We start from the raw sequence: 14401 nt of genomic DNA on the forward strand, positions 1-14401 counted from the left end.
CGATCGCCAGGCTGTCCGCCCACTTGGGCGTGCACGACCATGAGGGTGGCAAGCGGGTCCGGGTCTGCGGCCCCGCGTCACGGTCGCGCACTCATGACGACTGTTGCGGGTGCGTTTCAGAACGGCCATAACGGCGGGCCAGTTCAAGGGCGTATTCGACGCGGGTTCCTGCCGCTTGTCGAGTCCAACGGCTGGCGGAGTTGATGTGCAGGCCGAGGAGTCGGCTGAGGGCCACGGCGGGAAGTTCCGCGGCCAGTTCGATGAGCGTGGTGTTCCGTGATGGCCGAGTTCGGATACTAGTGGCTGCAGGCGCCGGATCACTTGGTGGACAGTCTGCCAACTTCGCTGAGACCGGACAGGAACGGCAGCGACGTGCCGGACCGGGCCGACGCGGCGGCAAGTTGGTTGGGCAGGCCGGCGAACGGCGCGGGCACCGGGCTGGGTGGCTCGCCGAGGCGCAGCTGCAGCTCCCCGTCGACGATGGCGAGGTCGTCGGTGGTCAGGTACAGGATGCGGCGCAGCAGCTCGACATCGAATGCCCCGGTATGACCGACGGCTGTGCCGAACGGATCGCCAGCAAGCAGTCCCACTGCCCTGGGAACACGGGCGGAGACGACATCGCTTCAGTGAGACGACACGCCGAAGATGCCAACTTCGATGAGACGGGCGCAACCCACGGTCCCTCGGCGACAAATTCAATGAGACGCAGCACCGAATGCCGCCAGCTACCGCGAGATAGATGCCAGATCGCCTGAGACAGGACAGTGTTGGAGCGGCGCGCCAGCTACGCGGGAGGGCATCTCACGAAACTTGTCGGATCCGACAGGTTGGTGAGACACCGACAAGTTCAACGAGAACCTACAAAGGCTATTTATAGTAACTTCACCAGCCAGTTGTGATCTCGCGGTCGGCGCACCGACCGCGCTGGCACCGTGTTGCCGCTTGCGGTGCCGAAGTCGATCCCGTTGTGATCCTCGCGGTCGACGCACCGACCGCGCTGGTCGACGTCGACGTGCGCGGGGTCATGGCGGCCACCGCGTTGTGATCCTCGCGGTCGGCGCACCGACCGCGCTGGTCGCGGCACGTCCGGGAGTGTTCCTCGACGCGGATCGCGTTGTGATCCTCACGGTCGGCGCACCAACCGCGCTGGTTGTCCCTTGTGCCAACCGGACTGGCTCAGCGTGTTGTGATCCTCGCGGTCGGCGCACCGACCGCGCTGGGGAACCCGGGGTGCTCGGGCAGCGTCAGGCCGAGGCTGTTGTGATCCTCGCGGTCGGCGCACCGACCGCGCTGGACACGCAGCGTGAACGGCGTCGTCAAAGCCCAGTCCGCGTTGTGATCCTCGCGGTCGGCGCACCGACCGCGCTGGCACACCCGCGATGCCCTGTGCGCGCGGACGCCGCTGTTGTGATCCTCGCGGTCGGCGCACCGACCGCGCTGGGGTCTCCGAGGTCCGCGCCTACGCCTGGGACCAGCAGACGTTGTGATCCTCGCGGTCGGCGCACCGACCGCGCTGGGGGAAAGTGGACGATGCCGAACGTGTCGTTGTCCTCGTTGTGATCCTCGCGGTCGGCGCACCGACCGCGCTGGGGAGCAGAACCTGACCGAACGCCGCCGGGTCCGGGCGGTTGTGATCCTCGCGGTCGGCGCACCGACCGCGCTGGTTGACGTTGCCGCCGCTTTCCACGGCGTGGACCTCGAAGTTGTGATCCTCGCGGTCGGCGCACCGACCGCGCTGGCTCGTCGTAGCGCACGATCACGCCAGAGGCGGTGACGTTGTGATCCTCGCGGTCGGCGCACCGACCGCGCTGGGGGTTGATGTCGAAGACGTCCCCTGGGCATCGTAAGTTGTGATCCTCGCGGTCGGCGCACCGACCGCGCTGGGCCCTTGGCCTGCCGCTTGTCCACGTCGTCGACCTTGTTGTGATCCTCGCGGTCGGCGCACCGACCGCGCTGGAGGTTCCACCCCGCCGGTCAGTGGACGGAGGAGGTGTTGTGATCCTCGCGGTCGGCGCACCGACCGCGCTGGCCGCGTGGCTCAACATCCCGTGGGAGACGTTCCGCAAGTTGTGATCCTCGCGGTCGGCGCACCGACCGCGCTGGCCGCACGGCCGCCACTCTCGACGGCCTCTACGTGTGGGTTGTGATCCTCGCGGTCGGCGCACCGACCGCGCTGGTTCCGCCATGAGGTCGTTCTTGTACGACTCGGTCAGGTTGTGATCCTCGCGGTCGGCGCACCGACCGCGCTGGGACCTACCCGAGCACCCTGGACCCGACGTATGTGTTCCAGTTGTGATCCTCGCGGTCGGCGCACCGACCGCGCTGGCGCGTTGCCCAGTTGATTCTGACGTCGCTGCATTCGTTGTGATCCTCGCGGTCGGCGCACCGACCGCGCTGGCGTCTCGCGCTGGCGTCTCGCGCTGGCCGTGGAGCTCGCCCGGATCGCTGTTGTGATCCTCGCGGTCGGCGCACCGACCGCGCTGGTCTCTGTCGACCAGCCGGGCGGGTCGGCGTACATCCGTTGTGATCCTCGCGGTCGGCGCACCGACCGCGCTGGCTCGGAAGCGACCAGGACCCGCTCACCGGCGGTGTTGTGATCCTCGCGGTCGGCGCACCGACCGCGCTGGCCAACAGCTGGTGGATGGAAGTCTCCTCCAACGTCTGGTTGTGATCCTCGCGGTCGGCGCACCGACCGCGCTGGCTGTGGGCTAGCGCGGACACAACCGGTGGCCTCCTTATCGTTGTGATCCTCGCGGTCGGCGCACCGACCGCGCTGGGATCGCGGCCTCCAGCTCGGGCGGGTTGACGCCGCGCATGTTGTGATCCTCGCGGTCGGCGCACCGACCGCGCTGGTTGCCGTTCGTGCAGACGTGGCTGCCGCGGGTCTTGTTGTGATCCTCGCGGTCGGCGCACCGACCGCGCTGGTGCTCGGCGGCGGCACGGACGGGGTGGGCCTGGTCGTCGTTGTGATCCTCGCGGTCGGCGCACCGACCGCGCTGGGCAGGTGGTCGAGGGCGCTGTGGCGGTCGCAGGTGTTGTGATCCTCGCGGTCGGCGCACCGACCGCGCTGGTGACGATGGGGGTGAGCAGGTGCGGGAGGTTCGCGTTGTGATCCTCGCGGTCGGCGCACCGACCGCGCTGGGCTCGCCTACCCCGCAGGGTCCGACCGGCTGTACGTCGGGTTGTGATCCTCGCGGTCGGCGCACCGACCGCGCTGGCTCGCCTGCTGGGCAGCTGGGACCCGTACGCGACGACGTTGTGATCCTCGCGGTCGGCGCACCGACCGCGCTGGTGGCGTCCGCGCAGACGTTCGGGGAGACGACCGCGTTGTGATCCTCGCGGTCGGCGCACCGACCGCGCTGGTCAACGTCAACGGGACGACGATCTTCACGACGCAGGCGTTGTGATCCTCGCGGTCGGCGCACCGACCGCGCTGGACCCGCGGTCCGCCGACGTGCAGCGCGGCATCTGGGTTGTGATCCTCGCGGTCGGCGCACCGACCGCGCTGGTCCAGGTCGCCGCCGGTCAGGTGCGACCACAGGCTGACGTTGTGATCCTCGCGGTCGGCGCACCGACCGCGCTGGGTGTACCTCCGCAGCGTCATCGACCGCGAGGTGTCCCCGTTGTGATCCTCGCGGTCGGCGCACCGACCGCGCTGGCCGAACCTCCTGCTGGGCGTCCTTCAGGTCCTTCACGTTGTGATCCTCGCGGTCGGCGCACCGACCGCGCTGGACAAGGCCACCTACATGCGGGTCACGGCACGAGTGAAAGTTGTGATCCTCGCGGTCGGCGCACCGACCGCGCTGGCGGAAGAGGACGAGTGCGTCGTCTGTGTCGACCTGTTGTGATCCTCGCGGTCGGCGCACCGACCGCGCTGGTCCATGCATTTCGGTCGGCATCGTCCACCTCCGGTGGGTTGTGATCCTCGCGGTCGGCGCACCGACCGCGCTGGCCGGGGCACCCGTAGCCGTCACGGTCGAGCCGGGCGTTGTGATCCTCGCGGTCGGCGCACCGACCGCGCTGGACTGCGAAGCCCGGGTCGCCTACTCCAAGTCCCTCGGTTGTGATCCTCGCGGTCGGCGCACCGACCGCGCTGGCTCGGGGTCGTCGGCGGTGTACGTGATGTCGGCGGCGTTGTGATCCTCGCGGTCGGCGCACCGACCGCGCTGGCGGGCCCGCTTCGGAACCCCGGTCGGCCGGTCGTTCCAGTTGTGATCCTCGCGGTCGGCGCACCGACCGCGCTGGGTGACGCGGATCTGCTCGCCGCCGATCTCGATGTCGTTGTGATCCTCGCGGTCGGCGCACCGACCGCGCTGGGCCGATGGCGATCTGCGTGCACTTGGGTTCGGTGCAGTTGTGATCCTCGCGGTCGGCGCACCGACCGCGCTGGGGCCTCCCAGGTCAGAGTTTGAGCCGCTCCCGCGGCCGGTTGTGATCCTCGCGGTCGGCGCACCGACCGCGCTGGCTGTCACCCTCGCCGAAGCCGCAAAGCTGTCCCTGTTGTGATCCTCGCGGTCGGCGCACCGACCGCGCTGGCGATCGACCTGGACACGTGGGAGATCGCCACGTCACGTTGTGATCCTCGCGGTCGGCGCACCGACCGCGCTGGGCGGGGTCGATGTGGCTGTGGGCGTGCTGCTGGTTGTTGTGATCCTCGCGGTCGGCGCACCGACCGCGCTGGCCCGACGTACCACGCCGACCCGGTCGACGTGACCTGGTTGTGATCCTCGCGGTCGGCGCACCGACCGCGCTGGGCTGCTGGCCCGACGGGACGATGCGGCTGCGGTTCCTGTTGTGATCCTCGCGGTCGGCGCACCGACCGCGCTGGCCGTGTCGTCGCCGCGCAGCAGGTGCACGTTCTGGGTTGTGATCCTCGCGGTCGGCGCACCGACCGCGCTGGGCCGCGGCCGAGTTCGGGGTGCGCTGGTACGACAAGTTGTGATCCTCGCGGTCGGCGCACCGACCGCGCTGGTTCCTCACGGGGTCCTCCTGCGGGCCAGCTCGCCGATGGTGTTGTGATCCTTGCGGTCGGCGCACCGACCGCGCTGGCTGTCGGCTCGGCGGCGGCGGTCGCCAGGAACGCGTTGTGATCCTCGCGGTCGGCGCACCGACCGCGCTGGTTGCCGGTCAGCAGGTTGTTGTTGCCGCTGCTGTAGTTGTGATCCTCGCGGTCGGCGCACCGACCGCGCTGGGATCGCGGCTGAGCGGCCAATCCGCAACTGGGTCGGGTTGTGATCCTCGCGGTCGGCGCACCGACCGCGCTGGCAATGTGGACATGTTCAGTGCGGCGTTCGACGCGATGCTGTGATCCTCGCGGTCGGCGCACCGACCGCGCTGGCGCGGCGGCGGGCCTCCGCCATCCGGGCGGCCTTGATGTTGTGATCCTCGCGGTCGGCGCACCGACCGCGCTGGGAGGTACGGCGCGGTCTTCTCCTGGAAGATCAGGACGTTGTGATCCTCGCGGTCGGCGCACCGACCGCGCTGGCAGGTACGCCCGATCGAACTCCTCCGGCTTGGACGCGTTGTGATCCTCGCGGTCGGCGCACCGACCGCGCTGGATGGTCCAGCTGCACCGTAACGGCCTGACCCCCACGTTGTGATCCTCGCGGTCGGCGCACCGACCGCGCTGGTGCCGCACGGCCGTATCCCCGTCGTCCGGTTCACGTTGTGATCCTCGCGGTCGGCGCACCGACCGCGCTGGTGCAGCACGCCCGGCCCCTGTCGGGCCGGGCGCAGGTGTTGTGATCCTCGCGGTCGGCGCACCGACCGCGCTGGGGCGGAGAAGCCGCTCGCCGTCATCGGGCAGGTCACCGTTGTGATCCTCGCGGTCGGCGCACCGACCGCGCTGGGACCCGGCGCTGGTACTCCTGTCCGTTGGGGAACGTCGTTGTGATCCTCGCGGTCGGCGCACCGACCGCGCTGGTTGGTCCGCAAGGGCAACCGCGAGCTCGACGCCGTGTTGTGATCCTCGCGGTCGGCGCACCGACCGCGCTGGTGGACGCGCGGAGCGTCAGGTCGACGCCCTTGGGCGTGTTGTGATCCTCGCGGTCGGCGCACCGACCGCGCTGGTCCCGGGCTGGGCGTGGGTGAAGATCCACCGCACGCAGTTGTGATCCTCGCGGTCGGCGCACCGACCGCGCTGGTGGGCGGGGTACCGGCCGTCACGCTTGTCCCGCAGGTTGTGATCCTCGCGGTCGGCGCACCGACCGCGCTGGGTCGAGCCGATCGGAGACGTCGGCGAGCCGCTCGGCCCAGGTTGTGATCCTCGCGGTCGGCGCACCGACCGCGCTGGACGCTGGCGGGGTCCACCCGGCGGCGTCCGGGGCGTTGTGATCCTCGCGGTCGGCGCACCGACCGCGCTGGCCGCCGACCAGGTCGCCCAGCTCGACGGCGACAACCTGTTGTGATCCTCGCGGTCGGCGCACCGACCGCGCTGGGCTTCGCGAACAGGCGAAACGGAGCAAGCACGATCAAGTAGTTAGTAGTCCACTGCAATTGTGTCCGTTTTGGGGTTTTCTTCGCTGCGAATCGAGTGCTGGGGCTTGGTCGTGCTTGGGGTTCCGAGATCGGCTACAGGATGTGGTCGCCGCGGTGTGGTGCGAGTTCGGCGATGCCGAGCCTTTCGACGGAGTTTAGGGTGCCTTCTTGTAGCCGGTAGAGCCGGACGTTGTCGCGGGTTTTGTCGATGATGTCGGTGAGGGTCTGGCGTAGTCGTGGTAGTTGCGCTGGCATGCAGGTCATTTCGAAGACTGATTTCTGTACGCGGAGGCCGTAGCCCTCGCATACTTTCGCGACTTGTCGGAGGCGGCGTTCACCTGCGGGCGTGGTGGTGTCGACGTCGTACACGACGAGGTATTCCATCAGGCTGGGCTCCATGGAATGTAGTGCGAAACGTCACCGCGCAGATGTCTGCTGAGAATCCTGGCCTGGATCAGTGGAATGAGCGCGGCCGGTATCGGCCGACCCAGGTGGCGGTGTGGCCATTGCCTGCGGCGAGCTTCGCTCCAGAGTGTTAGGTAGGCGCGTCGGCCGTCTTCGGTGAGTTCGTGTGCTCCGCCGATGCGTTTGGTGAAGTGCTGGGGCTGGAGCTGGCGGCGGTTGAGGGCGGTGAATACGAGTCGGTCGACGAGGAGGGCTCTCATTTCTTCCATGAGGTCGAGTGCGAGAGCGGGCTTTCCTGGTCGGATGCCGTGTAGGTAGCCGATGTAGGGGTCAAGACCGACGTGTTCGAGGGCGCCGTGGACGGCGACGCGCAGCATGCCGTAGCCGAACGAGAGTGCCGCGTTGACCGGGTCGGTGGGTGGCCGGCTGCTGCGTGCGGTCGGGGCGGGGATGTCGGCGTGGTCGTTGATGAGGTGTCGCCATTGGCTGACGTAGCGTTTCGCGGCTTGCCCTTCGATGCCGAGCATGACGTTGATGGTGTTGGTCGCGGCGAGGGCCGGGAGGTCTTCGGCGATGGCTGCTGCGGTGCTGCGCATGCTGGTTTGGCTGGGGGTGCGGGCGTCGTTTGCGGATTTGAGGAGGACTTGTCGGGTGTTGTGGAGTTTTCCGGCGATGAAGGTGCGGGCGATGTCGTGTCGTCGTTGGTCGTCGCGGAGGGCGTCGTGTTGGGCGACGCGCAGGAGTGGGTTGCCGGCTTGGGGTCCGATGACCCGGCCGCGGAATCGTCCGTTGCCGGATAGCCAGGTGACGGTTCGTTGGTCAGCTGCGCAGCGCAGTGTGAGTTCGTCGGTGACGGTGACTCCGCCGAATACGACGACGTGATCGATACGGACGAGGGGAAGGCGTTTGGCGCCCGTGTCGGGGTGGTAGATGCGTACGGCGTCGTGGTGGAGGTGGAGGCTGCTGCCGGTGGTTGTGACGTAGAGGGTGTTGTTGATGACGTCAGTCATCCCATTTCCCGAGGGGTTGTGGTTGGAATATGTCGCTGGCGGTCTTGGTCAGGGCGTGTGGCAGGCAGTCGTCGAGGAGTGAGCAGCGCCGGCAGCGGGCGTCGGCTGGGGGTGGTGGAAGGTGAGCGTCGGTGAGTACGGCCCGTAGCGCGTTGATGGTGGCGGCGACGGTGCCGATCAGGTGGTCGGTGAGGTTGACTCGGTGGCGGCGGCGGTCGGCGTGGGTGAAGACCTCGCCGTAGGGGATGTCGAGGTCGAGCATGTCCCGTAGGCAGAGTGCCTGTGCGGCGACCTGAACGTCGGCGGGGCCGCCTGGGTGGTAGTCGCCGATTTTGTGCTCGATGGGCACGGCGATGTGTTTGTCGGTCTCGATGACGTCGCACCGTCCGTACAGGCCGAGGGTGGCGCTCCATACCGGTACGGCGTAGTGCTGGCGCATGCCGGGTTTGGCGGTGGCGCGGATCCCTGGCCGGTCGACGCGGTCGTGGGCGAGGTGGCCGCGGGTGGTGTTGACGTCGTCGGTGAACACGCTCTCGACGTGGATGAGGGCGGCCTGACGGGGGCAATAGGCGTGGTGTTCCAGCGCCGAGATCGGGATTCGGTCGGGGTTCGGGTCCGCGTCAGGCCACCATGTCATCGTGGATGCCCGGCTGTCAGCCGTGCAGGGCTTCGAACGTAACGCCGTCGGGCAGATCCGCGATATCTGTGGTGATCTTGTAGTCGGTGAAGGTTCGCGGTGCGGCGCCGTCGGTGAGGGACGCGATGTCGATCCGGTCGATGAGGGACTGGGCGGGGGCGTTGCCGAAGGCGTCGGCGTGGCTGAACACGTAGAGGCCGCGCAGTGCCATCACGCCCCGCGTGGCGGTTCGGTCGTGGTCGAACATCATCAGGATGGTGCGGTACAGGGCGGTGAGGTCGTCGGCGGTGACGCCGGTTTTGGTGCCGAACGCGGCTGAGTAGTGGAACTGGGCGCGGTAGAGGCCGTAGGGCACGGTCCATTTGCTACCCATCTCGGTTGTCTCGCCGTTGTCGATGTCGGCTTGGCGGGTCTGGGTGACACGGGTGATGGCGTGGGAGACCGGCAGTACGGGGTGGATGGATCGGGCCAGGCCGAACTGGAGCGGGCCGCGGATCTGTCCGAGGGCTTTGGTCTCGCCGGTGGACAGAACCGCGCCGAAGAGGCGGATGTCGACGTATCGGTCGCAGAGCCAGCGTCGGGCCGTGCCGGCCTGTTCGGTGGTGAGGCTGCGGGACTTGAGTTCCAGACCGGTGGCGGTGTACGACTCGGCGGTGCGGGTGTTCAAGGCATGGCCCGCCTCGACGAAGATCTGGTACCGGGCGGTGTCCAGGTTGCTGTGTTCGGCGGTCAGTCCGATGGTGTCGCGGATCTTCCGTTTGAGGCATACGTCGGTGACGATGCCGTGGCCGGTCTCGTCGTCGACGCGGGGGCGGTTGCCGCCGTCGGGGTCGCCGTTCGGGTTGCCGTCGGTGACGTCGAAGAGCATGAGGGCGTCGTGGCGGACGTCAGGGTTGATCGTTTCGGGGCGCATGGCAGGGGTCCCTTTCACATCGTGACGGCGTTGAGCGGTTGCTCGGGCTGGTCTTGCTCGTTGACGGCGATCTCGGGTGCGCGGCCTGTGCGAGCGCGGACCAGGTCGTCGGCGCGTTGGTGGTGGTAACCGACGATGAACAGCGACTGCGCCTCGGTGGTGATCCGCGCTGGCAGGGCCTCGGCGTTGAGCAGGGCGAGCAGGTCGGTGATTCGGGTTCTGAGGGCGGCGGCAGCCGCGCGTCGTTTGTTGCGGCCTTGTGGTGTGCGTTCCCGTTCGGCGGAGCTGGTGATCTTCTTGATCCAGGCGGGCCAGAGTTGGCTGCCCTGGACCAGGGCGATACGAGGGTTGGCGACCGCGCCGGCGAAGTAGCGGTCGAAGAATGTGGTGTTGGGCTGTTCCTCGCGCGGGAATGCCGCGCGTTGGGTCGCCTCGAGGACGGCGAAGAGCCGGCCGGACACGTATGCGGGGTCGTGCTGGGCGGGGTCGAGGCCAGGCATGGGTGCCTCCACGGTGGTGTGCGGATGTCGGGTGAGGGCGACGCGGATCAGGGCGGCGCGTGGTTCGTCGACGTGGCCGTCGGTGCGGATCCGCCGCACGACATGGGCAAGGACATACGACGGCAGGTTCGCGCCGTACAGCGCGCTGTGCAGCAGCAACTGCGCGAGGTCGTCCGGCCGGTCAGCGGCCTTGTCGTACAGCGGGATGTAGCGGCCTTGCGCGCCGGTCACGCCGGGTTGCCATTGCCCGGCGCAGGTCAGCAGCAGCCACATCGGGAACCTGGCACGGTGGTCCTGCCACCGGTGGGTGATCTCGTGGTCGGCGAACCACTGTTGGACGGCCGCTTCGGCCTCGGCGAGGGGCTGCTCGATCCAGTCGTGCACGACGAGACGGGCGACGTTGCCGGATACGGCGATCGAGCAGAGTTGATGCTCGTGCAGGCTGCGGGGTGGGGTGGCGGTGTAGACGCGGTCGAGGTAGTCGCTGATGGCAGCCGGGTTCGCGTCGAGCAGCGCGATGGTGGCGCTGTGCCCGCCGTGGGTGATCCACCATGCCAGCCGGGTGCGTTGCCGGGGGTAGGTGAACGTGTGGGTCGGATCGGCGAGAATGGTCTGAAGGTTGGCCACTGCGGTTCCACCGCAGTTCACGCAGATCGGGGCGGTGCCCAGCCCTTCGCTGAAGTCATAGGTGTGGATGGCCTTGTTGGCCGATATCAGCGCGACCTCCTGGTCGGCGCCCGGGACGAGGGCCTTCGGCAGTGCCTGCGGCATCCGGTTGAGCAGGGCGCCGACCCGACCGCAGGCCAGGCACAACCCGCGTCTGACGTCGTCGCCGCCGCCGCTCTTGCGTTCCTCGACCACGGTCTTCCACAGTTGCCACAGTGCGGCCGAGTCGGTCGACGGTCGGCCGTCGACAACGATCGTGACGGTCTCTTTCGACGCCCACTTGTCCGGCTTGGGCACGAGGTCAGCGCCGCCCCGGTCGTAGAAGGCAATGATTGCGCGCGCGGCGTCGTTGTCGGGATGCTCGTGTTTCCAACGTCGGCACAGTGCGATGAACGCCGCGTGTGCCGCCTTGACCCGCTCGGGTTTGGTCTGCTCGTCGCACCATCCCAGGATGTATTGCACGTCGTCCGCGCCGAGGCTGGGTGCGATGGCTACTGTCCGGCCGGCGTTCGGTACCAGCTTCATCCGGCCGGACCTGGCGGCCTTGTCGGTGGGGTCGGCCAGGTCGACCAGGGCCTGGAACTGGCCGTCCCGGTCGAGGTTCAGTTCCCATCGGACCCGACGTTCCCGGCTGTACGGCCGGCTGGCGTCGTGGTCCGGACCGGCCGTCGGACGGAAGTTCACGAGCTGGCGCAGCAGCATCAGGCCACCGCCGTGTCCGACCCGGTCTGGCTGGCGATGCCCACTGCTGGGACGTGGAGTACTCCGTTGTCCAGCCGGGCGGTGAACCAGTCGAACCGGACCGGCGGCCCGTGGTGCACGCGGTGCAGCATGATCCCGAGGTCTTCGGTGTGCGGAATCGGAGCTTGGTCGTTCGGGGCGAAGAACTCGCCGGGGAACTCCCGTGCGCCGAGGTACGGTCGCTGGAAGCATGCGCCGCGGTTGACTCGCCGCCGAAACTGTTCCCGGTAGGCCGCCTCGTTCTTGTCGGCGTGGTCGGCGAGTTCCACGTGGGCGTGGATGCGGTACTCCACGTCGCGTAGACACAGGGCGCTGCGCTGGTCACGTTTGTCAACGGTGTTGATTCGTCGCCCGGTGTTGACCGCGTCGGCCAACGACGGCAGGTCATGGGTCTCGTTGCGGCGCAACGAGAACTGGCGGATCGGCCGGAGCACCTCGATCGTGACCGGCACCCACCCGGAACTCCGGCTTCCAGAAGATCGACTCCAGGACACCGACCGCGGCGCTCGGCGTCATCACCGGGTAGGTGACCCGTTCCACCCGCATCTCCGGTCGGGTGAACAGGGCACCGGACGCTTTCACCTGGACTACGACCGGCGGGAAGCTCCGCGGCTGGGTCGATGTGGTTGATGTGCTCACAGGATGAAGTCCTCTCCACGGGGTTCCAGGGCAAGTCCGAACCCGTCGTCGTAGTCGCCACGCCATTCGCGCAGATCACCCACGACCGGGCTCATCAACGCGGCGATCTCGGGCCGGTCGACGGTCCGCCGCCGCACGGTGGTCATGAATGGCTGAAGGCGACGCCAGACCGCTGAATCCGGAGTGGGGCCGCGCAGCGCGGCCAGCCCGTCCCGAACCATTCGCCGCTCGTCCGGGCTGCCGTAGGGCACCACGACAGGGACGGTGTCCTCAAGGATCAGCCGGAACGCCTTGGTACGGTCGCGTCCTCGTCCGCCGGGCAGCGGCGGCCCGTCAGCAACACCCACGAAGTCCAGATGCCATCGGTGCCACTCGATTGTCGTGGAGACGCTTCCGCGACCCTCGATGTCCAGGGTCCGGTACAACGCCGCGAAGTATCGTCCCAACGCGGCCAGGTCGTCCGGTTCGGCCTTGTCCGGCCCGAAGTAGGCCCCTGCCTTGTCGATCTGCGTCTGGTACGACGGCGGTGCTCCGCCGTCGGCCGGGTCGAAGAGCACCACCAGGCCGCCCTCTGGGCCCAGCCGTCCCTCCCGGTTGCACCGCCCTGCGGCCTGCGCCTCCGAGTCCGGCGGCGCGACCGCGCGGTATACCACCGGAAAGTCGACATCGACACCGGCTTCGATCAACGAGGTACTGACCAGCATCAGCGACTCGCCAGCGGCCAGCCACCCTCGAACCCGTTCCAGGACCGTCTGACGGTGTGCCGCACACATACCCGTCGACAGATGCACCACCCGCACGTCCGGCGCGGCAAGGTCCCGTGCGCCCTCGAACACGACCCGGGCGTCCCGGACTGTGTTCACCACGACCAGCACCTGTCGGTATCCGAGGGCTTCCGCGACAACGTCTGCCAACATCGGCTTTGGGTCCACCCGCCACTGGTACCGGACCCGGCGCGCACCCGCGAACATCGCCTCGACGTCCTCCACGACATCACGCGGCTTCAGCGCCGCCAGCGGGCTCAACGACCACAACTCCGGCTGGGTCGCCGAGGACAACAACACTGTCACCCCGAACCGCTCGGACAGAATCCGCAGAGCGTCGGCCACCTGAGGCAACAGCCGATGCGGCAGCGCCTGCACCTCGTCAAGCACGATCACTGAATCAGCCAGCCGGTGCACTTTCCGCATCTGCGCCGGCCTGCGCCCGAACAGCGACTCCAGCAGCTGCACCGTGGTCGTCACGACAAACGGCGCGTCCCAGTTCTCCGCGGCAAACCGCTGCCACGAACGCGTCCGTTCATCTCCCCTCACACGATCGACATCGACGTTGCTGTGGTGCTCCAACACCACAGGCTCGGCACCCGCAGCGTCATCATTCAATAGAGCCCGGTACACCGCCGCGTTCTGCTCGGTGATCGTGATGAACGGAACCGCCACGACCACCCGCCTCTTCCCGAACTCAGCCGCATGCCGCAGCGCGAACCCTGCGGCAGCGATCGTTTTCGCCGCACCGGTCGGCGCCGTCATCCGAAACAGCCCCGGCCCTACCATCGCCGCCGCCAACGCCTGCTCAAACACCGACTCACGTAACCAATCCATCGGCGAAGACAACCGCCCTCGCACGAATTCTGATCGGCGCGCAACAAACCGCTCGAAGATCATCGACGCTTCCAAACCTGAGCCCACCCTCGGTCCAGCCAGGCCCAGCCGATGGGCTTGCGTGTCCAGCACGTCGGCGTCCACCAGACACGAGTACAAAAATCGCAGCGCGAACTCCCGCACCATCCTGTCGCCGCCGTCAACGAAGTCACCGGGCAACGCCGGCACATGGGAGAAGATCTCCGGCACCAACGTCCGCAACACCCGCTCGGAATCCGCCCACGGCCCGAGCCTCAACTGCTCCTCACGGTGGTCGTCCTCACCGAACAGCGCGTCCACCTCAGCACGGCGAGTCAGACCACCGTGATGCCCGGCCACCGCCCACTCCACCGGCTCCAGCCCATGCCGACGGGCCAACTGCACGCCGAACGACTTGTGATCGAGACCCACCCGGGCACCGCTCGCCTCAACACGTAGAAGTTTCGCCTGCCACTCACACCACGCCTTACCACCGTCATGGATCAACGCCGCCCACCACGCCAGATCACCCAGCCCGAACGGCTCGGCAAAGCCACGCGCAAGCCCAGCGCAGCCCCGAAGATGATCCTCCAGGCGATGCCGACGACCATGAGAATTCACGCTATGCGCCCACACATCGACCTCCACCAGCCATCCCCCGGAGAACGGACACGAGTAGACCACGCGGGTACGACACAACCGCCCCACGACCAATGCGGTGAATCCCATTTATTCGATTTGACCGAAAGAAGAAATCCAGGTTCACCCGAACAGGTGAGCCGACAACATCGAGT

At 68.0% G+C, this 14401-nt stretch carries 9 protein-coding genes and 1 CRISPR repeat array; all 9 genes read right to left on the minus strand.

The window, feature by feature from the left end:
• Positions 1 to 317: 317 nt before the first annotated feature.
• Entirely contained in the window at positions 318 to 590 is a 273-nt protein-coding gene (locus tag ABD332_RS57200) for a hypothetical protein (RefSeq protein WP_344515105.1), read from the minus strand.
• A 374-nt stretch (positions 591 to 964) separates the two neighbouring features.
• Positions 965 to 6437: a CRISPR direct-repeat array (repeat unit 37 nt; unit sequence GTTGTGATCCTCGCGGTCGGCGCACCGACCGCGCTGG).
• 133 nt (positions 6438 to 6570) lie between these two features.
• Complete coding sequence (cas2, locus tag ABD332_RS57205; protein ID WP_344515107.1) at positions 6571 to 6861, minus strand: CRISPR-associated endonuclease Cas2; 291 nt, start codon at positions 6859 to 6861, stop codon at positions 6571 to 6573.
• Entirely contained in the window at positions 6861 to 7892 is a 1032-nt protein-coding gene (cas1c, locus tag ABD332_RS57210) for a type I-C CRISPR-associated endonuclease Cas1c (protein ID WP_344515109.1), read from the minus strand. Before cas1c ends, cas2 begins: the two co-directional genes overlap by 1 nt.
• Positions 7885 to 8529: a CRISPR-associated protein Cas4 gene (gene cas4 / locus ABD332_RS57215; RefSeq protein WP_344515111.1), complete on the minus strand. Its 645-nt coding sequence runs from the start codon at positions 8527 to 8529 to the stop codon at positions 7885 to 7887. The genes cas1c and cas4 overlap by 8 nt, the downstream gene beginning before the upstream one ends.
• Before the next feature lie 16 nt (positions 8530 to 8545).
• On the minus strand, positions 8546 to 9442 hold the full coding sequence (cas7c, locus tag ABD332_RS57220) for a type I-C CRISPR-associated protein Cas7/Csd2 (RefSeq protein WP_344515113.1): 897 nt from the start codon (positions 9440 to 9442) through the stop codon (positions 8546 to 8548).
• Between the two features lie 14 nt (positions 9443 to 9456).
• Positions 9457 to 11310, minus strand: a complete 1854-nt coding sequence (gene cas8c / locus ABD332_RS57225) for a type I-C CRISPR-associated protein Cas8c/Csd1 (RefSeq protein ID WP_344515115.1) — start codon at positions 11308 to 11310, stop codon at positions 9457 to 9459.
• Positions 11310 to 11801, minus strand: a complete 492-nt coding sequence (locus ABD332_RS57230; RefSeq protein ID WP_344515117.1) for a type I-E CRISPR-associated protein Cas5/CasD — start codon at positions 11799 to 11801, stop codon at positions 11310 to 11312. Before ABD332_RS57230 ends, cas8c begins: the two co-directional genes overlap by 1 nt.
• Positions 11734 to 12054, minus strand: coding sequence for a CRISPR-associated protein Cas5 (gene cas5 / locus ABD332_RS57235; protein WP_344515119.1), 321 nt, complete (start codon positions 12052 to 12054; stop codon positions 11734 to 11736). The genes ABD332_RS57230 and cas5 overlap by 68 nt, the downstream gene beginning before the upstream one ends.
• Positions 11985 to 14336: a CRISPR-associated helicase Cas3' gene (gene cas3 / locus ABD332_RS57240; RefSeq protein WP_344515121.1), complete on the minus strand. Its 2352-nt coding sequence runs from the start codon at positions 14334 to 14336 to the stop codon at positions 11985 to 11987. Before cas3 ends, cas5 begins: the two co-directional genes overlap by 70 nt.
• Positions 14337 to 14401: the final 65 nt, after the last annotated feature.

Source organism: Dactylosporangium maewongense, from assembly GCF_039531485.1.
Taxonomy (GTDB): Bacteria; Actinomycetota; Actinomycetes; order Mycobacteriales; family Micromonosporaceae; genus Dactylosporangium; species Dactylosporangium maewongense.